This is a genomic window from Burkholderia sp. 10_S31, from assembly GCF_056930375.1.
The window spans coordinates 532,452-557,004 of sequence record NZ_JBXOWK010000002.1 but is presented as its reverse complement, the minus strand read 5'-3'; the positions used below and the strand labels follow the sequence as shown (position 1 = coordinate 557,004).

Below are 24,553 nucleotides of genomic sequence, written 5' to 3'. Positions count from 1 at the left end.
ATGTCCCCTGTGACCTCGTCAACCTTGCGCGCTGCAAACCGACAGTCTATGAACGGGAATGTCCGGTCACAATACTGATCGCTGCCATTTGTCTTTAAAGTTGAGAAGCTCCTTCTTCTTTATTTTCCACACGCCATTTTTACACTTCAAGACGAATCGGAACTGGCTTTGCAGCCCATGCGCCTGCCGAATGATAAACACTGCCTCTCCATCCTCCATTTCCGCATGCTCCTCAACGTCGGAATCCGGATTATAAGTGGGCGGAGAAGTGCAGCCAAGGTCAATCAATCGTCCTTCGTACGCCTTATCGCGAAACGTCCATTGATCAAAAATCTCCATTAGTTTGTCGCGCGCTTCGTTGTCGACCGATTGGACATTTTGATTATTAGTCAATGCCTCTTGCTTCGTTTTGAAAAATTGATCCTCCCATCTATTCATTTCAAGCATAAACGATTTCAAGGTGTCACGCGCTCGTTCCAGTTCTTCAGTTGCCATTGCGAACCCTTAATTATTGAAGATTGCACTTATGATTTTCTGACCACCTTGCAGGACATCATAGGATATCTGCGTCGGCCGTGTTCCACCGTTGCCGTAGATGAATTGTATATCCACGTCAGCTGAGCCGACTCTCCTAACATACGCAGCCACCTGTCCTTCGAAATCCCTGAACGCACCCCGATTGATCCCCGGCAACTGAGGAAATACGCCATTTTTCCCGCCACTTCCTCCGAGAAGTTTCCCAAGAATGTGCCCGGCGTCGTCTGTTTGATTCCCCAATAATCGCGCCCATGCCCGCGACGATGCATTCGTGGCTGTTCCGGTGCCGAGGTCAGCGGCAGTGATTGTCGCAGTTGCACGTAAAGGCTGGCCCGCGGTGCCCCGTGAAACTGCTGGCGTAACACACCATCCCCACGGATCAATCCACGAGAGCGGGTTTGGTGCGTACGCATAGAGGTTGTCACTACCCAATAGCCCGATCGGATCGGGATTGACGAACCGCCCCACATCCGGATCATAGAACCGAAAGTTGTTGTAATGCAGGCCCGTGCTCTGATCGGCATACTGACCCGCGTAGCGGAGTGGTTGATCCGTCCGGGACGCGGTCAGTGAACGAGCCCCCTGCTCGACTTTGCCCCATGCCGTATATTGTCCGGCCCAAGCGAGTTCGCCGGCTTCGTCGGTGACTTCCAGCGGCGCCCCAACCAGATCGGTATGGAAGTAATAGATCCGTGCCGCGCGCTTCGCCGCATCGATCGCAGCAGCAGCCAGCGCCTCTGCGATCACCGCGTCGACGCGCGCGGCGGGCGAATAAGGCGCATCCGGACTGTACACGTAGCTACTAACACCGGTCTCGCGGACCTCTTGGGCCAGCCTCAGCCCTTCCCATACGAACCGCTTCGTCTCCTTTCGAAGCTTCACGCCGCGCACGTCGAACGACGTATCGGTCTTCGTGAGGCGCCGTCCGAGCGGATCGTACGCAAAGCGCGTTTCCACGATGCCCCGCGCGTCTTGCGTGCTCACTGCGATCAGCCGGCCCTGACCGTCGTACCTGAATCGCTGGGTCTGATTCGCGCCGCGCAGCTTCGTCGACAGGTTGCCGAACGGATCGTATTCGAAGCGCAGGTTCTGCCACATGCGCAGACGATTGCCCTCAACGTAGCCACGGCTTCTGCGCTGCACGTCGTCGAGCAGATTGCCCGCAGCATCCCATGCAAATTCTTCCAACTGTCGGTCGATGGTGTTCACTCGCCGAGTCAATTGCCCGGCCGGATCGTAGCTGTACTGGGTGTTGCCCCGCAGGTTGTCGCTCGTCTCGATCAGCTCGCCCGCGGCATCATATCCGTAGTTGCGCCAGAACTGGCCGCGTCCGCGGCCCAGCGCTTTGGGCTCGAAACCTGCCGACTGCCAGACTTTGCGACCGAGCGGGTCGTAAGCGGAGCGCTCAACCAGCCGACCCTGCGTGCGCGTGATCTCGCGATGCAGATCGTCGCGCTCGAAATCGCTTACTACCTGATCGCCGCACCGGATCTGATGCACGTGGCCCGAACCGTAGCGCAGCATCTGCAGCGTCTGCTCGTGCGGCAGTTCAAGCGTCGCCACATTGTCGAGCTCATCGAGCGTGTACCGTACGATCCCGTTGGCGCCGTGTTCCGCGACGAGGCGACCAGCCTTGTCGTACTCGAACTCGACCGTATCGGGCTCAATGCCGAGCGCGAACCCCGCGGCCGTCGGCACGCGCTCGACCTTCACCAGTCGGTCGCCCTTGTCGCGCTCGTAGCGAGTCACCTCGGTCGGCGTGTGCTGGACCTTCAGGTTGCCCATCCGGTCGCGTTCAAAGCGAATCGTGCGAGTCGGACGATTTGCCGTCGCGTATTCGTCCGGCACGCCGACAGTGTCCAGCGCCAACAACTCCCCTGCTTCACCATACCTGAAGCGGCGCTCCACGCCGTCCGGGCGCGTTTCCGCTGTAAGGCGCCCGCCAGCACTGTACGCGAACGTGTAGCGGGCATGCTCTCGCTGCAGCTCTCGAAGCCGCCCTTCGGCATCGTAGCGATAGCATGTTCGCCGGCCGGCTGGATCGATTGCTTCGACGAGCTGGCCGCGGCCATTGCGCAGTTTCTGTTGAATTCGTCCGCCGAGGCCAATGTGTCGCACCACCAGTCCGGCTGCGTCGTATTCGAAGTGCTCGGTGCTGCCGTCCGGATACGAGATGCGGCGCGGCTCGCCCGTTGGACGCATGTCGTACGTGATGCGCTGACCCAGTGCGTTCTCTTGCGCGAGTGGCACACCGAACGCATCGAAACTATTGCGTGTGGTTTTGCCCGAACAGTCCGTGTAGCTGACCAGCTCGCCGAGCCGATTCCATTCGAGTGTCTTGCGGCCGCCGCGCGCGTCGATATGCGCGATGGGCAGCACGGTCAGGCCCTTGGGGTACTCGTAGCGATTTTCGCGACCCAATGGATCCTGACTTGACAACAGGCGACCTTGCGGATCGTATTCAGCGCGCCACGCACCGCCATCGGGTCCGACAATCTCTACCGGCCGCATGCTGTTGCCGTCATAACGCGTACGAGTCGCGCGGCCGAGCGGATCAGTTTCGACCACGATCCGACCGGCGTCGTCGTATTCGAACTCAACCGTACGCTCGCCCGGCAGCATCAGCATCACCGGCATCCCAGCGTCGTTGTACTTGATCCGGTAGAGCCCACCGTCGAAATCGATGTATTCGACAACCTGGAATTGTGCGTCGTAGCGCCAGTGCGCGGTGCGGCCATCAGCATGGCGAACGCGGGTCTGCCGACCTTCGATGTCGTACTCGAACGTCCAGGCCTCGCCTTCGCTGGTGCGTGTCGCGACGACTCGCGGCTGTCCTTCGACCGTCGACCAAGCATAGCTCGACGTAAATCCCAGGGCATTCGCGTGGCTCACCATCAGGTCGTTGGCATAGGTGAACCGGCGAACCACCGCCCCGTTTGCATCCGTTACGGACGCCAACTGGCCGCTTTCATCGTACCCGTAGGCGACGACGGGCCTGCGCTCTTCACCGTGAACGAGCGTGATCGCGCCAAGGCGCCCGTACGCGGGCTCGTAATCGAGCACGGCCCGGAGCCCGCTGCAGGTCAGGATCTCGCTGACGCGGCCGCGGCTGTCGCGCTCGAACTGGCACCACTGCCCTGCCTGATCCTCTATGCGGCGCACCCCTGCGATGCGACCGGAATCGGGCTCATATCGACCGAAGTCGTAATACATCTCGCCAAGGTCGTGGAGGATATAGCGCCCATCCGGCGTGCAGGTCAGGTATTGCTGCTCGGCCTCGCTGAACGCCGCCTGGCCGGCGCGCAATATCGGGAATCCCGTCTCGCGTCCCTGTGCATCCGTGTACCAGAGACGTCCGTCGCGCGCATGAAGACGTAGCTCCCACGGCAAGACCCAGCCACGGCCGAGCGTTCCCGCGTACTCGAGGCCGCTCGAGTAGAACCGCTTGATCGCGACCGGCATCGGGCTCGGAATGACATAGTCGATTTCCGATTCGGCCAGCAGAACCTTTCGCCCAGTCGTGACGTCGATCGGGTTGCCGAACATCCCGCCGATCGCCCTGTTGATCGCCGGACCGGCGACGTAACGCCCGACCGCCTCGCCCAGCACGAAGCCGCCAATGAACTTGGCTGCGCAAGGCAGCACGGCGCGTGACAGGCCACCTGCAGCCTTGAGGAGCCCACCGAGACCGCCGACCAGGCCGGCCAGCGCAAACGCCCAATCCGTTGCGGTCCGAAGCCACGGCGGCACCTCGTCGGCGACAGGGAGGTAAGTCTGTGTCCCGCCGTGGAAAAAAGTATCGTGCGAGCCGTCGCCGATCGCGGCGCCGCAGGTGATCTTGTCGTCCTTGCGTGCCGCGGGCCGACCGTTGATGAAGATGTTCGTCGAGCCCTGGGCGACCAGAGGAATGGGATTGTGCTTGGTGCACGCCACGCCGCTCAGCGTTGCGTATGCGGCCGGTTTTCCGTTCACATAGACGTCGGACGAGCCCGTGACGATGTTGCCGGACGGCGAGCTGAACATCCGGCCGATCGCCTCTCCTAATGAGAGAAGCCCCTGCGCGCCGATACCGGCCGCCATGCCGGCGAGCAGCGCGACACCGAAACCGCATGTGAACGTAGCGAATGCTACGGCGGCGATAAGCGCGATTCCCAAGACAGCGCCGACGAGAAAGCCCGTGAGCGCACTGGTGTGCTCGATCGGGTCAGTGACACGCGCGGCTTCGTACATGGTTCATGTCCTTTCTTGTTGTTATGCTGTTGCCGGCTCGGCTGGCAGGTAGCCTTCGAGCCAATTCCGCCACAATGTATCCAACGTTTCGCCGAAGCTCTTCGCGCTCGAGGCCGTGAAAATCAGCACCCGACCTGGCGCCACGATGAACGCCGCTTGCCGTTGAAAGACCATCTTTGCGCCGTTGCGGTAGGCCGTGTCGATGCGCTCGCCGGGCATGGCGTCCGCTCCGGGCCCGAGCCGCTCGGCCTGACGTGAGAGCAGCCGATGGCCTTGCAAACGTGACTTGAGCATCGCCAGCTGTCGGTCGATGTAGGGCGAGAGGGTCTCGCCATCCTTGAGCCAGTCACGCGCGACGCTGAGGTTCGGTTGCGTCGCGAGGTCGACGGGGACGAACAGGTTGGTCGTACGATCCTCGAAGCCATCCGGCAGGACGATGCTGCCTTCGTGAATCCGGATGCGGTTGTCGGAATCGGTCATGCTTTATCTCGGAAAACGGGTTTCAGAAGTCGTCAGGGGCCACGGACGCACTGCCGCGCTTTCAATCGCCAAGTAGTGCGGCGGGAGCGTCACGGCGCAAACGCATGCTGCCCAGCAGCAACGCGATCTGCGCGATCGCCCACATGTAAAAAGCGATGCCAGGATTTCGGATTGGAGTGGCATCGGCTTCGTTGAAGTACCACTTCGTCGTCAGCAGCGAACAGAGCGCGCAGGCCACGGCCGCACCGGCGAACAAAGTCGCGCGCGCGTAACGGCGACGGACAAACTGGACGACGGCGACTATGTAAAGCGGATTTGCGAGCCACGACGGATTCAGCATCAGCAGGCCCAACCAGCCTTGCGCCAGAAGGGACATTCCAGTGAGCGGCGATTCCCTTTCGAAATGCATCGCGGGCAACAGCAGCGAGGCGACGTACAGCGCTATTGATGCCCACAACACGACCTCTCGCGGCACGCGCGGCAACGAATCGACGGCGCCTCTCATTCTCCGAATCCATTGCGACGGCCCGCCACCGATGACCGCACGCTCATTCCGTCTGACCGGCCGGCGTCACGACTTTTTCGCCGCGTGCGCGCATGGCTGTCCTCTGCGCTTTCGGATCGACTGGCGGCCATGGCGCGCCGGCCGCGACAATCTTGCGGCGGATATCGTCGATACGCGCACGTGCCGGCGAACCCGGCGCCGTGTGTTTCTCCAGCGTGGTCTGCAGGACCCAGCCGTAGGAAACGCCGAGCTGATTTGCAACCTTCGGGTCCGCGCCATGCGCAAGCAGATAATCGACGGCATCCCACTGTTGAAGCGATGTCGCGTCGAAGATGGCCGTCGCGCCGAGCGAATCACGGAGATTCACGTTCGCCTTGTGCTCGACCAGCAGCTTCAATTGCGGCAGGAGCTTGTTTTCGGCGACTTCGAAGATCATCGGCGTGTCGCCGCTTGGTCGCCAGTTCGGATCAAGACCGCCGTCCAGCAGCACGCGAAGCAGATTCGGCGTGTCAGCATGCAGCGCCGCATAGACGACCGTTCCCCCACTGGCCCCGACTGGCGCCTTGGAATCCGCGCCATTCTTGAGGAGCACCGAAATAATCTGGTAGCGGGTGTTCGACGCATCGTTCTTGACCGGCACGATTTCCTGTACGGCATACGACAGCAGCGTTGTATTCTTCGCGCCGGGCACATTCAGATCCGTCTTCGGCGCGAGTTGCTGCACGCGCGCAAGGTCTCCGTCATGAATGGCTTGAGCAAGCATGAGCTGTTGTCCCGAAAAAAATTCTTCCGGCGCGTAACGTTTAAAGCCAGTCATGTTCGTCCCTTGAGCTTGAGTGGGCCACCAGAACGGCGAACTCACTCCCACGAGTGCGGCAATGGCGCCGACGGTTATCGCTTTTTTGTATCGCATCAGTGTGATGAATTCAATTGTGAAACCAGGTCCAGTTCGTCCTTCGCGACCTGCTGGTTCATCCCGGTCGTCACGTCGCCCATCATGTGACGACCAACAGTGGTAACGCTCTGGCCGTCGAGCGTGACGGGAGTACCCACCGCTTTGGGCATGAGTTGCGCAGTACCATCACTGATCGGCCCGAGCCTCCCTTCCTGGAGCCCGGTCAATATGTCGCCGTCGACTCGATAGGCCGTAATGTTGGTCGGTTGAACCGACCCGCCGTACTGCGCGACCGTTTCGGGATTCAATCCGGCCGCGTTGAACGTGACAGCCGAGCCGCCGCTCGCCTCGGCCGCAGCGGAAGCCATCCCGCCGCCGAGCGAGTGACCGGTGAAATCGACGCCCGACGCCGCACCCGACTGCTCGAGGCGACTGCCGATTGTCACGGCCTTCCGATAGTACGGCGATTCGTCGCCGAGCCCTTGTGCCATGTTGTTGGTCATATCGTCGCCCAAGGGGTTGAGGCTCTGCGTTCCCTTGAACGCGATCGTTGGCTTCATGCTATCGCCGAAGACTTTGGGATCCGGCACATACATCTGCGAACCGAAGTTGCTACCGTCGATGTGGAAGTTGTCGGGCTTGAGGCCGTATGCCTTCAGCGCCTCCGGATCGTTGGAGGCCATCTTCCACCCCGTCGGGGGAGGATCGTTCGGGTGGTAGACGTGATCGGCAAGCTTCGCCATCTGCTGCGCCTTGAGCGAACTCGCGAACTTCGCTGCGGCCGCACGCGTCTCCGGATCGGGGCTCGCAAGTCCCTCCGCGATCATCGCCTGCGCAGCTGCCCACTGCAGCGCAAGCGCCTGTTCGGGTGCTTGTGCGCTGCCCTGGTTCAGATGAATGACCGGCCCGTCGAGATAGATGCCGTTCGCATTGATCAGAATCGACGAAGCGCCATGTGTCAATTTGATGCTGTCGGGCGTCATAACCACGACACTTTCGCCCACGCGATGCTCGATGCCGTCGCTAGCTTGGTGACTCTGCATGCCGGGCCCCGCCTTGCTCGCGATCGCCTTCGTGTTGATGACGTTGGCAGTGGTATCACGGGTAAGCGCGATAGTTTCAGTCAGTCCGCCTTGCGCGATCTGCTTCGTTTCGCTGCCCTTGAGCAATGAAACGGAGCGCGCGCCGGCTTCAACCGTATGCGTTTCCGAATCCTTGATCACGGTCTTCATATCCTTCTGCGCGTGCAGAAAGACTTCCTGAGCACCATTCATGTCGGAAAACCGCAACTCGTTCGAGCCCTGCCCTTTGTGCGTCTGGCTCTTGATTCCCATCGTCTGGCCCGCCGCACCGTGGTATGGGTTGCCTTGCTCGCCGTTGAAGACGCGCCCCACGATCACGGGGTTATCAGGATCCCCTTGATTGAACGAGACCAGGACTTCCTGTCCGATGCGCGGAATCGCAGCCGCGCCCCACCCGGCCCCCGCCCACGGCTGGGACACTCGAATCCACATCGAATCCGACCCGTCCATCTGACCACGACGATCCCACAAGAAGTGCAGCTTCACGCAACTGCCGTTCGTGTGGATCTGCTCACCCTTCGGGCCGACAACAATCGCCGACTGAGTGCCGTGGATCACAGGTTTCGGCGTGTTGCGGGGCGCACGGTACGGAATTTTCTTCGGCAGAAGCGCAAACGAGTTGCGGTACGGCATCTTCGCAGCGTGTTGGGTATAGTCGTTCACTGCCTCGTGCCGCACATGCAGGATCGCGTATTCCTGGTTGTTTGCCATCACCGGATGGTTCGCTACCGTCACACTGCCGGCAGTGGTCATCCGCCATGCATAGCCGCCGCCGGTATATCGATGCGCCTGCGCTTCCTCGGCCTGCATCGCGATGCGCGCGTAGCGATTTCCATCGTCGCCGTGGTCATACAGCGACTGATGCTCGAAACGTTCGGTCGCCTCGAGGCGCGCATGTCGCAACGTCTGCGGCTCGGCCTGTACGAGCATCAGAGGCGACGACGGATTCTGGTGGTTGAAATCCTGGAACGTGACCTTGCCGACGCCGAAACGCCGGCCTTCGTGCAACTGGTCAATGCCGTTGAATTCGCTCGCCTCGCTGTCCGCATACGGCACGCTCGTCAGTCCGTCGATCGAGCGAAACACGAAGTTCGTATCGCCGATCACGAGAATGTGTTTGTCCTTCTCGTAGCGGTGCGTCCAGATCAGACCTTCCTGCTCCATCAAACGCGCGCAGAAGTTGTAGTACGACTCCTGGTACATCACGATGTACTCAATGGGCTTCTGGGCGGTCCGGATGTCGAACTCGAAGTCGGTAAACCCGTGATCCTGGAAAATCTCGCTGAGGATCTCACGCGAAGTCTTGTTCTGGAAAATTCGACAGTCAGTCGAGCGCGTCAGGAACCAGAACCAGGGCACCACGGTCATGTGGTACTGCGTTACCCGCCCGGGATTGCCGGCGCGATCGAACGAGGCGACGTAGCCGTCGAAATAGCGGTTATTGTCGGCACCGCCCGACATCACGATGCGTTCGAGCGTCGATTGCCGCGCATCGTGATCGAGCCGCAGCTTGATTTGCTGGCCAATCAGATGATCCGGCGTCAGGTCATGCTGGTGCGACAGCAAATCGAGGTGAATTTCCGGCAAGCGGTTAACGTGTTCGTCGATGACCGCGGCGCCGACCAATAACACGTCGGGCCCGAGCGGAGACTCGATCGTCACGTACCGGTTCAGCTGCGTCAGGCGAGCGACGCCGCCCGTCGCATTATTAAGCGCGTCCGCAATCGCAGCGGGCGTCTTGTTCATCAACGAGAAACCGGTCTGCGCCAGCTGAACCGCGCGCTGCACGGTGTCCAGATGGCCGGCGACGCCGGCGAGCGGGCCGATTTGGCCAGCCACGGTGGATGCGATCGGGCCGGCAAGGCCGCCGAGCGCACTCAGCGAGCCCAACGAATTCCCTCCGAAACCGCTCGGAATACCGCCATTCGGGGCGAAACTCATTCTTGTTCCTTTCTTCTCGTCTCAGGTTCTGCCCCGGCCGACTGGCAGCCTGAGGCCACGCTACTGTAGGACAAGTTCCGACAAGGCGAAAGATACTCGAAACACAACCTTTCAATTTCCCTTCTTTTCGGACTACGCCATCAAACCGGGGCCTGCACGCCTGGACAAGGTCCGCCGTGTCGCAACGTCGCGCCGGTATTGGCCGACTGCAGCATGATTTGCACGAAGCTGGTGGTCGGCACGTAGGACGCGAAAAGTCGGTCCAAGACGCGCCCCAACCCGTCGAGGCTGAACTGGGCCATGCGCTGTTCGTCGATCACGAGCGAGATCTCCAGTCCCTGGGCAAACGCGGAAGCGGGTTTGCCGGGCATCCAGCGTCGCACGCGCTCGACCGATAGTGAGACCAGCGCGTCGAATCGGCGGCCGGCGTCGGGAGCGGCCATCGCAAAACGAGTGCACATCCGCTTGAACTGTGGGAGACCATCAGCGTTGAGCCGTATTGCCTGCGGAACGAGCCAGGACAGCAGCTCCCACAGCTCGCCGTTGCGGAATGTCGGCGCACGGCTCGGACTCGGCGCGTCTAATAGCGAGATGTCGATACCCGTGTCGCCGTTGCGCGGTGCCAGTTGCAGCTCGCGGATACCGGCCAGATCGCCATTCGTGCAAGACAGTGTGACATTGATCTGCCGCTGCCCCTCGGGAGCGGCCGGTTCACAATTTGGGCCCACCAGCGCCAGTTCGAGGCCTCGCAGTGCGTCGTCGGTCGCGGCCGCTGTCGATTTCGGCAAGGCCTCCTGACCCGGCTTCAGCGGCCCGGACGCCGCTTTCGGCGCGCGTCGGGCTTCGTCGCGCAGCAGCATCCAGTACACGCCGGCCGTCGCGTCGACGGCGTGCTGCAGCGACTCAAACCGCGGGAGGATCAAGGAGCCGTGTGCGGTGAGCTGACGAACCTGATCAACCGACCAAACTTCGGCTTTCGCCATCGCCTCGAGCGCCAGCGGCTTAAGCGCGTAGTACGCCAGACCCGCCCGGGTTTCGATCGGTTCGGCGTCGCTGGAGAACAGGTTGATCACCGGAGTACAGAACGGCTGGAGATTCTCGGCCGAGACCGCCGCCAGCCGCTGGGCGCGATGTGATTCCGGATGAATACCGGTCACGGCCAGATGAAACGTTATCCGTCGGGCTGCACCTGCCTTCCGTTTCAAGCGAGCGAGATTCAGATCAAGACAGTCGAAGCGAGCCGGGAAAGCGCAGTACTCCATGAGCAGATGAAACGGCGCCACCGAACCGTCGCGAGGCATCGGAAGCAGCGCATCGGCGTCGTCGAAACCGCCGGCCGTGAGAGGCATGTCCACCCGGGTCCAGCGACCATTGCCGTCGAACTCGACGAATGCGCGCGCCGCGTGCAGCAGGATACCATCGGCCAGTGCCGCGACAACATCCCTTGTACCGGCCATATGCAATCGCAATACGTCCGGCGCGATTGTGAAAAGCGCCGCTGGCGACGTGAGTTCCAGCGTGAAGGAAAAAAGGCCGGTGGTGTCTGGCGGCAGGCTCGCTTGCATCGGCGCCACCGCCGATGTCGTGTAGTGTGCGGCCGAAACGGCCAGCGGCACCAGCGTGATATCCGCGGCGGCACGGAACACTTGCCGAGCGACCGGCGTCAGCAGTTGGGTGCCGCGTGGAATAACACGCGGTTCAGTCTGTTCGGTCTCGCCGTTAAGGGAAAATCGTGCGATCGCGCAGGACGGAAACGGACGTAGGAACGCGCCATGGAGCGTCTCGAGCAGGCCATGCGTAAATGCAGGTACATCGTCCTCGAGCCGAATGTCGTGCTGCGCGGACATCAACGCGAACGACTGCAGGAGCCGCTCGACGTGCGGATCTTCCGAATGCTCCCCAGTGATTGCTAGGCGAGCCGCGATCTTGGGGTAACGCCGCGCGAACGGTTGCATCGAACGGCGCAAGAGCGCCATCTCGCGTTCAAAATGCGGCAGCAGGTCCTCAGGTTCGATAGCCATACGCGTTTCGCGTCACCACACTGATCATGCGGCGACACGGTCCGAAAATGAGACTGGGCGATCCAGCGTGTGGCCGCTGGCCCGCAGAAAAACGAGTTGGATGGCGACGCCCGCACGGCGATCGCGCCGGAAACGCTCGTTGATCGCGTCCACGTCGCTGTCGCTCAGCGCGAAGTAACGCTCGACGTCGAACTCCGACAGTCGCGCGGGCAAGCGATCCTGCCCCACATACCGAAATTCCAGGCCTGGCATCAAGTGCCTCCCGTCACGGTCGCAATGGGAAATTGCGGGCAGGTAGCTTACCGCAGATCATGGTCGGAACTGCCGACGAGAGTCGGAATCTGCTGTGAAGCCTTGCTACATAAGGCTTTCAGGCGAAACCGCCAGATTTTGCACGAAAAGGACGATTACCCCGTTGAAAGGGTGCCCGGCTGGTTGGCCTGCGCTAGCAAGGCCGCGAGCGCGCAGGACGCGACCCGGGCCGCGACACTGTCGGCGCGGCTCGTCAGCACGATCGGCACGCGCGCGCCCACGACGATGCCCGCGTTCGCGGCACCGCCCAGGTATTCGAGCTGTTTGGCGAGCATGTTGCCCGCTTCGATATCGGGCACGACCAGGATGTCGGCGCGGCCGGCAACCGGAGAATCGATTCCCTTGTCGCGCGCGGCCCGCTGCGAGATCGCGTTGTCGAACGCGAGCGGGCCGTCGACGATCGCCCCGGTGATCTGGCCGCGCTCGGCCATCTTCGCGAGTGCCGCCGCGTCGAGCGTCGAACGCATCGCCGGATTGACGGTCTCGACCGCGCACAGCACGGCCACGCGCGGGCACGCGACGCCCAGCGCGTGCGCGACGTCGATCGCGTTCTGCGTGATGGCCGCCTTCTGCGCGAGATCCGGCGCGATGTTTACCGCCGCGTCGGTCAGGATGAACGGCCGCCGGTAGGCCGGCGTCTCGATCAGGAAACAGTGAGACATGCGCTTGTCCGTGCGCAGGCCGGAGCCCGCGGCAACAACCGCGCCCATCAGCTCGTCCGTATGCAGGCTGCCCTTCATCAGCGCGCCGGCGCGGCCGGACGCCGCGAGTTCCACCGCGCGGGCCGCCGCCGCATGGCTGTGCGGTACGTCGTCGATCGTCCATTTCGCCAGATCGACGCCCGCCTCGTCCGCCAGGCGCAATACCTTCTGTCGCGGCGCGACGATCAGCGGCTCGATCGAGGCCCCCAACGGCGAAGCGTCGATCGCGGCAAGCGCGACAAGACTGGCCATGTCGCACGGGTGGACGACGGCCACCGTGAGCGGCGGCGCATGGCACGCACGCGCGATCAGTTCGGGCAGCTCGCCATTCGCGCGCGGCAACAGGCCGGGCAGGCAAGCGCCTTCGGGCGGGTCCGGAAGCAGGCCGCTGTTCATGTCTGGAGCACGTAGCTGCCGGGCGCCGCAGCGAACCCGGCGGCCGGCACGCGTGCCGGCACGTCGCCCGACGAATGCGCGCGCAGCCAGTCGCGCCAGCACGTCCACCACGATCCGTCGACGGCGGGCGTTTCGCTCAGGAAGTCGTGCCGGCTGCGGTAGGGCGCGCCCGGCTCGCGCGTCGCGCAGCGATAGTGGCGTCCCGGATGGCCGGGCTCCGACACGATGCCGGCATTGTGGCCGCCGGACGTCAGCACGAACGTCAGCGCGTGGTGCGTGAGCAGATGGAGCTTGTAGACCGAATGCCACGGCGACACGTGATCGCGCTCGGTGCCGACCACGAACGTCGGCACGTCGAGATCCGACAGCGCGACCGGCCGCCCGTCGACGCAGTAGCGGCCGGCCGCGAGATCGTTGTCGAGAAAGAGCCGCGTCAGGTATTCCGTATGCATGCGATACGGCATGCGCGTGGTGTCCGCATTCCACGACATCAGGTCGTTCGGCTTCGTGCGCGTGCCGAGCAGGTATTCGCTCATCATCCGCGACCAGATCAGGTCGCGCGCGTTCAGCAGTTCGAACGCGGCGGACATCTGCGCGCCGTCCAGGTAGCCCTGCCGCCACATCAGCGCGTCGAGCGCGGACAGTTCGCTGGCGTCGATGAACAGGCCCAGTTCGCCGGGTTCGCTGAAATCGGTCTGGGCCGCCAGCAGCGTGACGGAGCGCAATGCGTCGTGTTGCCGCCCGTCGCGCGCGAGCGCCGCCGCGCCGATCGCCAGCAGCGTGCCGCCGAGGCAATAGCCGACCGCATGGGCGGCTTCGCCGCAGATCGACCGCGCGGCATCGAGCGCCGCCATGCAGCCGTCACGCAGATAATCGTCGAGCCCGAGCTCGCGCGCATCCGCGCCCGGATTGCGCCACGACACGGCAAACACCGTGTAGCCGGAATCGACGAGGAAGCGGATCAGCGAATTGTGCGGCTGCAGGTCGAGAATGTAGTACTTCATGATCCACGACGGCACGATCAGGATCGGCTCGCGGGCAACGTCGGCCGTCGTCGGGTCGTATTGCAGCAACTCGCACAGCGCGTTGCGCCAGACGACGCGGCCCGGCGTGATCGCCACGTCACGGCCCGGCAGATAGGCGCGCGCGTCGCGGGCCCGCGTGCCGCTCGTGCGATCGAGCCACGCGTTCGCGTCGTCCAGCCAGTGCCGGAAGCCGGCCGCGAGATTCGCGCCGCCGCTACGCATCGTCGCGTCGAGCACGACCGGGTTGGTCGCCAGGAAATTGCCCGGCGAGCACGCGTCGAGCCACTGTCGCGCGGCGAACCCGACCAGTTCCTCATGGTGCCGTTCGACACCCGGCACGCCGCGCGTCGCGTCGCGCCACCAGCGCTGGATCGACAGGAAGCCGTCGCGATACACGCGAAACGGCCAGCCGTCCCACGCGGGCGCGGCGAAACGCGGATCGGCCTCACCGGCATGCACGGCGAGGCCGCTCGTGTCCGCATCGTCGGCGTCGCCCTCGCGCCGGCTTGCCGCCGGTGCAATGGCAGCCAGCCACGCCTGCGTCGCGAGCTCGAAGCATTTCCCGGGCGCCACCGCCAGATGCGTGCTCCAGTCGAACATCGCCAGCGCCAGCGACACGGGCGACAGCCCGAACGTCATCGCCGCCACGTTCGCATGCGCGGCGCGGTTCCATTGCTCGGCAGGCGTTGTACCGGCTTGCGCGCATTCGGTCGCGCCCGACTCGGGCTCACCCGCGCCCGACGGCCGTATCGATTCGTGCCCGTCCGGCCCGGATGTGACGAACGCTTCCATCAGAATTTGCTCCGAGAAACCCCGCCCTTTCCCCAAGGAGACTTCCGTCGGGGCGTATGGCGGGGCGTGGCGTGGGAAGGCGTCAACGCATGTGCATCCCGCCGTTGACGTCGAACTCCGCGCCGGTCGCGAAAGCACCCGCGTCCGAGCACAAAAAGGCCACGAGTTCGGCGATTTCTCCCGGGTCGCCAAGACGACCGACCGGAATCTGCGGCAGGATCTTCGTGTCGAGCACCTCCTTCGGCACCGACTCGAGCATCGCGGTCGCCAGATAGCCGGGCGCAACCGTGTTCACCGTCACGCCGTGGCGAGCAAGCTCGAGCGCCAGCGCCTTCGTGAAGCCATGAATGCCGGCTTTCGCGGCCGCGTAGTTCGCCTGCCCGTATGCGCCGCGCGAACCGTTCACGGAGCCGATGTTCACGATCCGCCCGAAACCGGCTTCGATCATGCCCGGCACGAACGGCTTCGTCATGTTGAACATGCCGTCGAGGTTGGTGCGCAACACCGCATCCCACATGCTCTTGGTCATCTTCACGAAGGTCGCGTCGTGCGTGATGCCGGCGTTGTTGACGAGCACGTCGACACGCCCGAACTCGGCCAGCACGTGTGCCGCGCAGTGCTGGCACGAATCGTAGTCGGCCATGTCGACCTCGAACGCATGGAATGTCCGGCCCGCTTCGCGTTCGCGCGTGAGCCACGTCGCGACGTGGTCGTTGCGTTCCGTGTGCGACACCGCCACCGTCATGCCGCCATCGTGCAAACGCCGGCTGAGCGCGGCACCGAGGCCGCCCATCCCGCCCGTCACGAACGCGACACGCTTAGCGCACATCGTCGGTCTCCCGTGCGCCGGTCATGCCGTTCAGGCGGCGGCCGGCAGCCGGCGCGCCGTCGTTTGCGCCTGCCGCGTCCTCGATCCCGCGCTCCAGTGCCGCCATCCAGTCTGCCCACGGCATGCTGGCTTCGTTCACCACGGCCAGCCGTCCCAGATCGGGCAGCCAGTCGGTCTGATAACGCGACAGCGCACCTGCGCCGTATTCGCGCAACCAGGTGCGCCATACTCCCGCGCTCTCGTACTGCGCACGCATGCACAGCTCGGCGGCATCCTGCCAGAGCGCGACGCTCGCGATCGCGTAGTCGCGCATCGTCTGCCGGGTCGCTTCGCCGAAGGCCGTCCATTCTCGCGTTTCCGCGAGCGCCTGCTGCATGTGGCGCACCGCGACGCGGTCCCGTTCAATGCGGCGCCCTGCCAGCGCATGCCATTCATGCTGCCAGTCGCGGTTCAGCGCGACCATGCGCAGCGCGAAATCGCAGCCCGCGCGGCAAAGGTCATTCGGTGTCGTCAAAGCGTACGTGCTCATCGGCTTTCCTCCTTCGATCCGATCCATCGGTTGGCATCCCGCCTCATGCCGCCTGCCCATGACCGGCATCGCGACCGCATCACTTTGCGGCCACCGCGCACGGCAGCCGTTGATCTGAGTCAAGCGCGCGGAAACCCTGCTTCGTAGACTGGATTGCACTGGCGGATCACCCGTCGATGGAGCGATTCCGATGAGCTACAAGAGCATAGTCGTGCACCTCGATACGAGCGCCCGGGCGCATTCGCGTCTCGAGTTCGCGTTGCGCCTCGCCCGGCGCTTCGGTGCGCATCTGACCGGCCTGTTCGCGGTCTACACGCCCGAACCGCATTCGTTCTACGTGATGGCAGGGTCCGCCGATTACTTCCGCGAGCGCCGCGAGCAGCGCGACGAACGGCTGGCCGCGCTGGAACGCCTGTTCCATGCGGAGACCGCTCGCGCCAAAGTGCCGGCTGCGTGGGTTCGTGCGGACGAGCGCGCCAATACGGCCGTGCCGCATGCCGCACGCCTTGCCGATCTCGTGATTGCCGGCCAGAGCGACCCGAACGACCCCGAGACCTATATCGACGACCAGTTTCCGGAGAACCTCGTGTTATCAGCAGGCCGTCCGGTGCTCTTCGTGCCGTACGCCGGCGAATTCCCGTCGATCGGCGAACGGGTGTTCGTCGCATGGGACGGCAGCCGGGAAGCGGCCCGCGCCGCGCACGACGCGATTCCGTTTCTCGAACATGCGAAGCGCACGACGGTCGCCGCGGTGGTCGACGGCGATTCGGAAGCGGCGACCACGCGCATTCCAGCCGCCGATGCCGCGCTGATGCTGGCGCGCCATGCACGCGACGTGACCGTGCTCGACATCGATACCGGCGACGGCCCGGCGGTCGGCGACACGTTGCTGTCGCGCGCCTATGAAACGGGTTCCGACCTGCTCGTGATGGGCGCCTACGGCCATCCGCGCTGGCGCGAGCTGGTGATGGGCGGCGCCACGCGCACGGTGCTGGCGTCGATGACGCTGCCGGTGCTGATGTCGCACTGAGCCGGCCGATGCGTACGCTCGCGCTGCTCGTCGTCAATGCCGGCTCGTCGAGCGTGAAGTTCGCGATCTTTGCGTATCCGCCGCACGGCGATCCCGTGCGGCGGCCGCTGCACGACGGCGAGGCGGTCACGGCCGGCAACGGCGTGTCGATCCGCTTCGATGCCGATCCGGAGGGCGCGCTGCCGCTCGTCACGGGCGATCCCTACCGTGCCGTGCTCGCGCAGATCGCGATGTGGATTCGCGTGCGGTTGCCGCACATCACGCTGGGCGCGATCGCGCATCGCGTCGTGCACGGCGGCGCGCGGTACGTGGAGCCGGTGATCGTCGACGGTGAAGTGATGGACGCGCTGCGCACGCTGACGCCGCTCGCGCCGCTGCAACAGCCGCACAGCCTGGATGCGATCGACGCACTGCGCGACGCGTTTCCGGACGTCACGCAAATCGCCGTGTTCGACACGGCGTTTCATCGCACGCTGCCGCGTGTCGAGCAACTGCTGCCGTTGCCGCACGCGTGGTTCGACCAGGGCGTGCGCCGCTACGGATTCCATGGCCTGTCGTACGAATACCTGGCCGTCGCGCTCGACGAGTCGTTCGGCTCGCGTGCGCATGGTCGCGTGATCGCCGCCCATCTCGGCAGCGGCGCGAGCCTGTGCGCGATGCGCGACTGCCGCAGCGTCGCGACGACGATGGGCTTCTCCGCGCTCGACGGACTGATGATGAGCACCCGCTGCGGGACGCTCGACCCCGGCGTCGTACTGCACCTGCTCGAGGCCGGGAAGCTGTCGGGCGACGCACTGGGGCACCTGCTCTATCACGAGTCGGGACTCAAGGGCGTGTCGGGTGCGTCAGGCGACCCGCGTGTGCTGCTCGCGTGCGAGGCGGCCGGCGATACGCTCGCGCGCGACGCGCTGGCGCTGTACGTCCATCGCATCGTGCGCGAAACCGGCGCGCTGACCGCCCTGCTCGGCGGCCTCGACATGCTGGTCTTCACGGCCGGCATCGGCGAACACTCGGCGCAGTTGCGCGAGCGGATCTGCGCGTCGCTCGGCTGGCTCGGCATCGCGCTCGACGCGCAGGCGAACGCCGCCCATGCGCATGTCGTGTCGTCTGCGTCGAGCGCGGTCACGGTGGTCGTCGAGCCGACCAACGAAGCATGGGCCGCGGCGCGTGCCGCGGTGCGCGTGCTGCGCGGCAACCGCGACGCTTGATCCAGATCAGCGCGATCGGCGCGCGCGCGCCGATGATGATTTCATCGACATCCGTTCAAGGGAAACGCCATGTACTCGAACATTCTGGTTGCGCTCGACGGCAGCGATACGTCGTCCCGCGCACTCGACGCCGCGCTGAACCTCGCGTCGGAGACGGGTGCTCGGCTGACCCCGGTCTACGTCGTCGATTTCCTGGTGCCGGCCTACGACACGTACGGATACGATCCGTCGATCCTGATCGACGCATTCCGCGAGGAAGGGCTGCGCGTCACGGAGGATGCGGCCAGGCGCATGAAAGCCCGCGACGTGGCCGGCACGCCGCAGATCTCCAACGTCGCGCCGGCGGGTGAAGACGTCGCGCAACGGATCGCAAGTTTCGCCGGCGAGATCAACGCCGACCTGATCGTGATCGGCACGCACGGCCGGCGCGGCTTTCGCCGCGTCGTTCTCGGCAGCGTGGCCGAGCGCGTGCTGCGCCATGCCACGTGTCCGGTCCTGATGATTCCGGCGAGCTGCGCAGCGAAAGCGCCCGCCGAAACCACCGCGGCATCAACCGAAAAGGAGCCGTCATGAGCTACAAGACCCTGCTCGTCCATCTCGACGACAGCGAGCGCTGCAAGACGCGCGTCGACCTCGCGCTCGAACTCGCGGGACGCTGGAATGCCCACCTGATCGGCCTCTACGTGGTCTGCCAGGACCTGTTGGAGCCGTTGCGGCGGCCCGACGAACCGCTGAAGCTGGCCGTCTACGAACGCCTGTGCGAACAGCGGCGCAAGGAAGCGGAAGAAAGATTCCTGACGGCCGCCGAACGCGCCGGCCGCAGCGTCGAATGGCAGGCGCCGACCGGCGAAGCGACCGCCGCCGCGGTCCTGCATGCGCGCCACGCCGACCTGCTGGTGCTCGGCCAGGAGGATCCCGACGACCGCATGACCTATGTGGCCCGCCATTTCGTCGAGGATGTCGTGATGGGCAGCGGACGTCCAGCGATCGTCGTGCCCTACGCGGGCGACGTGCGCACGCTCGGCGAGAACGTGCTGATCGGCTGGGACGGCGGGCGCGAGGCCGCGCGCGTGATGTCCGATGCGCTGCCGCTGCTCGCCCGCGCGCGCTTCGTCAACGTCGAGACGGTCTCCCGCGGGCATCCCGATCCGGACAAGACGCCGGCGGGCGTCGATGTCGCCGCGTATCTCGAGCGGCACGGCATTCGCGCGTCGTTTTCCACCACGCCGCGCGAACGGTCGGTGAGCGTGGGCGCGACGCTGCTGAACCGGGTGACCGACCTGCATGCGGACCTGCTGGTGATGGGCCTGTACAGTCATGCCCGCATGCACGAACGCGTGCTGGGCGGTGCGACACGCACGATCCTCGAGACGATGACGGTGCCGGTCCTGCTGTCCCACTGAGCAAGTGAAAACGGGCAGCCGCACGCGGCTGCCCGTTTCTCGCGAAGCCTCGCCGCCACGACCGTCACAACATGCCGGCGCACGCGCCCGGCCCCTCCCGTACGACCAGCACCGGCCGGTCCGCGATGCGCACCAGCGATTCGGCGACGCTGCCGAGCAACGCACGGCGCACGCCGCGACGACCATGCGTGCCCATCACGATCAGGTCCGCATCGCATTCGGCGGCGGCGCGCGCCAGCACGTCCGATATATCCTGGCCGCACGCGTCGATCGTTTGCGCGATGCCGCGCACGCCGGATAGCTGAAACGCCGTTTCCGCGTCCGAGACCGCGATCGCGGCCTTGTCCGCGTCCAGCCCGGCCGGGTCGCGCTGGTCGATATAGCCGCTGTCGACGTCGGCCAGCCGGGGCGCATCCGATACCACGCACATCGCGATGACCAGGCTGCCCGATTCGCGGGCGAGCGAAATCGCCTCGTCGAGCGCGAGCCGTGCGCCGCGGCTGCCGTCGAGCGCCGCGAAGATCCTTTGGTACATGATGCCTCCCTGCCGTCGTCCGGGGTCGATGGGTTCGTCAAGCCAGTCTGATCCCGGCGCGCGCCGCTCCATTGACACGGGTCAAGCGCGCGCGGCGCCGTCCGTCCGCATCGGTCCCGATTGGCGAGCGTCGATAGAACGCGCACAATTCGGGCAACATCGCAGTTCCGGCCCGTCCCGCTTTTCGTGCCTCGCGTCCGGCCCGCCGCCAGCCGGCCGCCGACGAGATTCGTCAGGATGAACGGCAATGACAGTGCATGCGCCCTCCTTCAAGGCCGAACCTGCCCCCCAACGGATTCGGCCCGCCCGACACGCAGTGATGGCCGCGCTGCTGACGCTGGCGCTCGGCCTGACTGCCACGTTTGCGGCATCCCGATTGCTGCAGGACGAGGCCCAGCAAGCCGCCCACGCACGGTTCGAGCAAACCGCGACACTCGCGACGGCCGACCTGCGGCGCAGCCTGCTCGGCGCTGCTGCCATATTGCGCGGCGCGCGCGGCTTCGCGTCGACACTGGCGCCTCCGCAATCGGGGGCCGCATGGCGCGGCTATCTCGCGAGTCTCAATCTGGACGGTTTGCAATCGCCCGTCCGCAGCCTCGGAAGAATCGAGCCCAGCGCCGCGATCGACGATCAATCGACGCTGCAGGCGCTGCAGCGGGCGACAGAAACCGGCAAGGTCGCGCTGGCTGCGAACGCGATCCAGGACAGCACCGGTGCGACGATCGCCCGGACGGAACTGACGCTCTACTTGCCGATTTATGCGAATGCTGAAGACGCGGCTTGGTCCGGGCCCCGGCACGCGCGCGCGACCGGATATGTTTACGCGTCGCTGAATCCGGAGCGTCTCGTCGGTTCGTCCGTACTCGATCGGCTGCGTATGGAAATCCTGGCCGACAATCCGGCGGCCCCCGTGTTTTCCGGCGGCTTCGGCGGCGGCGACGCGTCCTCCGACGGACGCGACCTGTTCAGGCGAATCGATTCGCTGACGTTCGGCGGCACGCCGCTCGCGCTGCGCTACAGCGCGCCGCGTGCCGCCCTGTCCGGCGCCGCGATGGCCGTGCTGCTGACCGGCGTCGCGCTGTCGCTGACGCTGGCCGCGCTCGTGCGGCAGGTCGTCTCGAAGCGCTCGCTCGCCGGTATGCACGGCGGCGACAGCCCGCCCACCGAGGCGCGGATGATGGCCATCATCCGGTCATCGATGGAGGCCATCATTACCGTCGACGAAAACCAGACGATCGTGATCTTCAACCCGGCCGCCGAACGCGTGTTCGGCGTCTCCGCGATGGAGGCGATCGGTGCGCCGCTCGCCCGCTTCATCCCCGAGCGCTTTCGCGCCGCGCATTCGAAGCACGTCGAGCAGTTCGGCGTGACGGGCGTGTCGGAGCGGCAGATGGGGCGGCAACGCGTGCTGTTCGGCTTGCGCGGCGACGGCACCGAGTTTCCGATCGAGGCGTCGATCTCGCAGATCCGCGACGGCACAAGCAAGCTGTACACGGTCATGCTGCGCGACGTCACCGAGCGGGTGCGAGCGGAAAACGCGCTCAAGCAGTCGCGCGAGGAACTGCGCGACCTGTCCGCCAACCTGCAGAAGGTGCGGGAGGAAGAGAAAACGCGGATTGCACGCGAACTGCACGACGACCTCGGTCAGCAGCTCACCGCGCTCAAGATGGACCTCTCCGCCGTCGAACTGGGGCTCGCGGGCGTGGTCGCCCCCCATACCGGCGTGCGCGAGCAGTTGAGCGGCATGCATCGCCTGATCGATTCGACCGTTGCATCGGTCCGGCGCATCGCGGCCGATCTGCGGCCGGTGATGCTCGACGACCTCGGTCTCGTCCCGGCGATCGAATGGCTGGTGAACGATTTCACGCGCCGCTACAGGATCACGGTCGACCGCGACATCGTCCCCGTCGATACCGCGTTCACCCACGCCGGCGCGACCACGCTGTTCCGCATCGTGCAGGAGGCGCTGAACAATGTCGCGCGGCACGCCGACGCGACGCACGTGACGCTCGCCTTGAAAGTCGAAGACGGCTACTGCATGCTGCGCATCGCGGACAACGGTCACGGCGCGCCGGAAGACGGCCGCGACGTGCACGATCGCCCGTCGTTCGGGCTGATCGGCATCCGTGAGCGCGCGCACATGCTCGACGGCACGGTAACGATCGACAACCGGCCGGGAGCGGGATTCACGATCACCGTGGCGCTGCCGCTTCACGCCATCCAGCAAGGAGATGTGCTGTCATGATCAGGGTACTCATCGCCGACGACCACGCCCTCGTCCGGGACGGCCTGCGGCACATCCTGCAGAACGCCAGCGGTTTCGACGTCGTCGGCGAGGCGCAGGACAGTGCTTCGACGATCGCGCTCGTGCGTGACACGCACGCGAACGTGCTCGTGCTCGACCTGTCGATGCCCGGCCGCAACGGCGTCGAACTCATCAAGCAGATCAAGGACGAGAAGCCGGCACTGCATATCCTCGTGCTGACGATGCATGCCGAGCAGCAATATGCGGTGCGCGCGTTCCGCGCGGGCGCGTCCGGCTACATGACCAAGGAAAGCGCGAGCGCCGAACTGGTCGCGGCGCTCACCAAGATCGCGGCCGGCGGCGTCTACGTCAGCCTGACCATGGCCGAGCAATTCGCGCAGAGCCTGAACGAGCCGACCGATCTCCTGCCGCACCAGCGGCTGTCGGACCGCGAGTTCGACGTCTTCCGGCGCGTGACGACCGGCGAGTCGATTTCCGAAATCGCGCAGGCGCTCTGCGTGAGCGTCAAGACCGTCAGCACATACAAGACGCGGATCCTCGAAAAGATGCAGATGCCGAACGACACGGCACTCGTGCGCTACGCGATGCGCCACAAGCTGTTCGACGACCCGGACGAGCTCTGACGGCGGCATCGGGCGCGGTCGAGCCCCCGCGCCCGCCCGGATTTCCCGAACGCATCGGCGACGCCGGCCACGCCGGGGCGGCGGCAACCCGCCCGCCACCGGTGCCCGGCGCACGTCGGCGACGATCGCGACAAGTTGTCGCGCCCCTGTAGGAAACCTCCTACAACACTTCCATCTCACCTACCGCAACTTCAATTCCGGCTGATTTTCTTGACGTCGCTCAACATCCATACTGCATCTCAAGAAAAGCAAACAAGCGTGCCTCCCGGAGCAAAGGCAGCATCACGGAAGAGATCGGCGTATCGGTCTCCCTGCGCGTCCGATGGGGCTTTCCCGACAGGAAGGCGGCAGAGACCAAGGCCGCCGGTACAACGGTCAGCGCGACCCCGCCCGACGGCGCACCGCCGCTGCCCCGAACTGGAGCCGATCATGCAAAGCAGTGCCGAAGTCTCGACGACCATGCCGTCACGCCCGTTCATCCCGTTGCATCGCGTCGAGCCTGCAGACCAGCCGAAGCGCGCCGCATCCCGCTGTTCGACGTGCGCACTGCGTACCGTCTGCATGCCGCCCGATCTTTCGCCTGACGATTTCGAGCGCGTCGACGCGATGATCTGCACGACGCGCCACGTCCGGCGCGGCGAAACCCTGTTTCGCGCGGGCGATACGTTCAACAGCATCTATGCCGTGAGAACCGGGTCGTTCAAGACCATCGTGATGCATCGCGACGGCGACGAGCAGATCACCGGCTTCCAGATCGTCGGCGAATCGCTCGGGCTCGACGGCGTGCACACCGGGCACCACAACGGCGACGCGATCGCGCTCGAGGACAGCACGGTCTGCATCATCCCGTTCGGCCAGCTCGAGCAGATGTGCCGCGAAGTGCGACCGATGCAGCACCACGTGTACCAGATGATGAGCGGCGAGATCGTGCGCGAATCCTCCCAGATGCTGTTGCTCGGCACGATGACCGCCGAGCAGCGCGTGGCCGCGTTCCTGCTGAATCTCTCGTCGCGCTTCAAGGCGCGCGGCTACTCGGCTGCCGAATTCGTGCTGCGGATGACGCGCGACGAGATCGGCGAATATCTCGGGATGAAGCTCGAAACGGTCAGCCGCATGCTGTCGAAGTTCCAGCACAAGGGGCTCGTCGCGGCGCAGGGCAAGCAGATCCGGATCGTCGATTCGGAAGGCCTCCGGCAGATCTGACCGTGCCGCG

20 protein-coding genes are annotated in these 24,553 nt (G+C 64.8%); 7 read left to right on the top strand and 13 right to left on the bottom strand.

Annotation, left to right across the window (positions count from 1 at the left end; all coding sequences use genetic code 11):
- Positions 1 to 66 precede the first annotated feature (66 nt).
- From AC1Z3W_RS17155 to AC1Z3W_RS17100, 12 genes are all read right to left on the bottom strand, one after another.
- On the bottom strand, positions 67 to 495 hold the full coding sequence (locus AC1Z3W_RS17155; protein ID WP_124833513.1) for an NTF2 fold immunity protein: 429 nt from the start codon (positions 493 to 495) through the stop codon (positions 67 to 69).
- 9 nt (positions 496 to 504) lie between these two features.
- Positions 505 to 4,767, bottom strand: a complete 4,263-nt coding sequence (locus AC1Z3W_RS17150; RefSeq protein WP_483508073.1) for an RHS repeat-associated core domain-containing protein — start codon at positions 4,765 to 4,767, stop codon at positions 505 to 507.
- A 21-nt stretch (positions 4,768 to 4,788) separates the two neighbouring features.
- A complete protein-coding gene (locus tag AC1Z3W_RS17145; protein ID WP_057926949.1) occupies positions 4,789 to 5,247 on the bottom strand; it encodes a DUF1795 domain-containing protein in 459 nt (152 codons plus the stop codon).
- Positions 5,248 to 5,308: 61 nt separating this feature from the next.
- Positions 5,309 to 5,752: a hypothetical protein gene (locus tag AC1Z3W_RS17140; protein WP_124833511.1), complete on the bottom strand. Its 444-nt coding sequence runs from the start codon at positions 5,750 to 5,752 to the stop codon at positions 5,309 to 5,311.
- A 43-nt stretch (positions 5,753 to 5,795) separates the two neighbouring features.
- Complete coding sequence (locus AC1Z3W_RS17135; protein ID WP_057926951.1) at positions 5,796 to 6,665, bottom strand: ankyrin repeat domain-containing protein; 870 nt, start codon at positions 6,663 to 6,665, stop codon at positions 5,796 to 5,798.
- Positions 6,665 to 9,670 carry a type VI secretion system Vgr family protein gene (locus tag AC1Z3W_RS17130; protein ID WP_483508071.1) on the bottom strand — a complete coding sequence of 1,002 codons (3,006 nt, stop codon included), beginning with the start codon at positions 9,668 to 9,670 and terminating at the stop codon, positions 6,665 to 6,667. Before AC1Z3W_RS17130 ends, AC1Z3W_RS17135 begins: the two co-directional genes overlap by 1 nt.
- Before the next feature lie 140 nt (positions 9,671 to 9,810).
- The gene (gene tssF, locus AC1Z3W_RS17125; RefSeq protein ID WP_483508070.1) at positions 9,811 to 11,691 is read right to left on the bottom strand and encodes a type VI secretion system baseplate subunit TssF; all 1,881 of its coding nucleotides are present in this window, start codon (positions 11,689 to 11,691) and stop codon (positions 9,811 to 9,813) included.
- Positions 11,692 to 11,715: 24 nt separating this feature from the next.
- A complete protein-coding gene (locus tag AC1Z3W_RS17120) occupies positions 11,716 to 11,943 on the bottom strand; it encodes a DUF4158 domain-containing protein (RefSeq protein ID WP_242431823.1) in 228 nt (75 codons plus the stop codon).
- Between the two features lie 155 nt (positions 11,944 to 12,098).
- The gene (locus tag AC1Z3W_RS17115) at positions 12,099 to 13,100 is read right to left on the bottom strand and encodes a bifunctional enoyl-CoA hydratase/phosphate acetyltransferase (protein WP_483508068.1); all 1,002 of its coding nucleotides are present in this window, start codon (positions 13,098 to 13,100) and stop codon (positions 12,099 to 12,101) included.
- A complete protein-coding gene (locus AC1Z3W_RS17110; RefSeq protein WP_483508066.1) occupies positions 13,097 to 14,917 on the bottom strand; it encodes a PHA/PHB synthase family protein in 1,821 nt (606 codons plus the stop codon). Before AC1Z3W_RS17110 ends, AC1Z3W_RS17115 begins: the two co-directional genes overlap by 4 nt.
- 82 nt (positions 14,918 to 14,999) lie before the next feature.
- Entirely contained in the window at positions 15,000 to 15,746 is a 747-nt protein-coding gene (gene phbB / locus AC1Z3W_RS17105; protein ID WP_483508065.1) for an acetoacetyl-CoA reductase, read from the bottom strand.
- Positions 15,736 to 16,275: a hypothetical protein gene (locus AC1Z3W_RS17100; RefSeq protein ID WP_483508326.1), complete on the bottom strand. Its 540-nt coding sequence runs from the start codon at positions 16,273 to 16,275 to the stop codon at positions 15,736 to 15,738. The genes phbB and AC1Z3W_RS17100 overlap by 11 nt, the downstream gene beginning before the upstream one ends.
- A 190-nt stretch (positions 16,276 to 16,465) precedes the next feature.
- On the opposite strand from AC1Z3W_RS17100, the gene AC1Z3W_RS17095 reads away from it, so the two are divergent.
- From AC1Z3W_RS17095 to AC1Z3W_RS17080, 4 genes are all read left to right on the top strand, one after another.
- Entirely contained in the window at positions 16,466 to 17,305 is an 840-nt protein-coding gene (locus AC1Z3W_RS17095; protein WP_057926958.1) for a universal stress protein, read from the top strand.
- A gap of 8 nt (positions 17,306 to 17,313) precedes the next feature.
- Positions 17,314 to 18,513 (top strand): acetate/propionate family kinase, encoded by a 1,200-nt coding sequence (locus tag AC1Z3W_RS17090; RefSeq protein ID WP_057926959.1) that lies wholly within the window; start codon positions 17,314 to 17,316, stop codon positions 18,511 to 18,513.
- Between the two features lie 69 nt (positions 18,514 to 18,582).
- Complete coding sequence (locus tag AC1Z3W_RS17085; protein ID WP_057926960.1) at positions 18,583 to 19,086, top strand: universal stress protein; 504 nt, start codon at positions 18,583 to 18,585, stop codon at positions 19,084 to 19,086.
- Complete coding sequence (locus tag AC1Z3W_RS17080) at positions 19,083 to 19,916, top strand: universal stress protein (protein ID WP_483508064.1); 834 nt, start codon at positions 19,083 to 19,085, stop codon at positions 19,914 to 19,916. The genes AC1Z3W_RS17085 and AC1Z3W_RS17080 overlap by 4 nt, the downstream gene beginning before the upstream one ends.
- Before the next feature lie 64 nt (positions 19,917 to 19,980).
- On the opposite strand, the gene AC1Z3W_RS17075 is transcribed toward AC1Z3W_RS17080, so the two are convergent.
- The gene (locus tag AC1Z3W_RS17075; RefSeq protein ID WP_057926962.1) at positions 19,981 to 20,451 is read right to left on the bottom strand and encodes a universal stress protein; all 471 of its coding nucleotides are present in this window, start codon (positions 20,449 to 20,451) and stop codon (positions 19,981 to 19,983) included.
- Positions 20,452 to 20,698: 247 nt separating this feature from the next.
- On the opposite strand from AC1Z3W_RS17075, the gene AC1Z3W_RS17070 reads away from it, so the two are divergent.
- The 3 genes from AC1Z3W_RS17070 to fnr all read left to right on the top strand — a co-directional run bounded on the left by AC1Z3W_RS17070 (position 20,699) and on the right by fnr (position 24,543).
- Positions 20,699 to 22,696: a PAS domain S-box protein gene (locus AC1Z3W_RS17070; RefSeq protein ID WP_483508062.1), complete on the top strand. Its 1,998-nt coding sequence runs from the start codon at positions 20,699 to 20,701 to the stop codon at positions 22,694 to 22,696.
- Positions 22,693 to 23,340 carry a response regulator gene (locus AC1Z3W_RS17065; RefSeq protein WP_124833503.1) on the top strand — a complete coding sequence of 216 codons (648 nt, stop codon included), beginning with the start codon at positions 22,693 to 22,695 and terminating at the stop codon, positions 23,338 to 23,340. Before AC1Z3W_RS17070 ends, AC1Z3W_RS17065 begins: the two co-directional genes overlap by 4 nt.
- Before the next feature lie 429 nt (positions 23,341 to 23,769).
- Complete coding sequence (gene fnr / locus AC1Z3W_RS17060; protein WP_057926965.1) at positions 23,770 to 24,543, top strand: fumarate/nitrate reduction transcriptional regulator Fnr; 774 nt, start codon at positions 23,770 to 23,772, stop codon at positions 24,541 to 24,543.
- Positions 24,544 to 24,553: the final 10 nt, after the last annotated feature.